Here is a 235-nt window from a genome sequence, read left to right as displayed (position 1 = left end):
GTGCCGAACACGAAGCGGCCCTGACGGTCGCAACGGCCGTCGTTCAGACGCGTCGGCAGATCGGGTTCCACGTCGACGATCGGCGTGATCTCGCCCGTGCGCAGGTCGAAGAACGCAAGCCGCGAGGCGAGCCCGATCAGCAGCGTGTCCGGGTCTTCGCAGAGCGCGAAGCACGCGAGACGCTCGGGCATCGGCCAGACGCGATGCGAGCCGTCGGCCGCGTCGTAACGCGCCA

At 69.4% G+C, this 235-nt stretch carries 1 protein-coding gene; it reads right to left on the bottom strand.

Going from position 1 to position 235, the window contains the following annotated elements; translation table 11 throughout:
* The coding region (locus SB751_RS35345) for an SMP-30/gluconolactonase/LRE family protein (protein WP_410749656.1) at positions 1–235 on the bottom strand (235 nt) is incomplete at both ends.

This window comes from Cupriavidus sp. SIMBA_020, assembly GCF_046535395.1.
GTDB lineage: Bacteria > Pseudomonadota > Gammaproteobacteria > Burkholderiales > Burkholderiaceae > Cupriavidus > Cupriavidus campinensis.
This window is presented reverse-complemented; position numbering and strand designations above follow the sequence as displayed.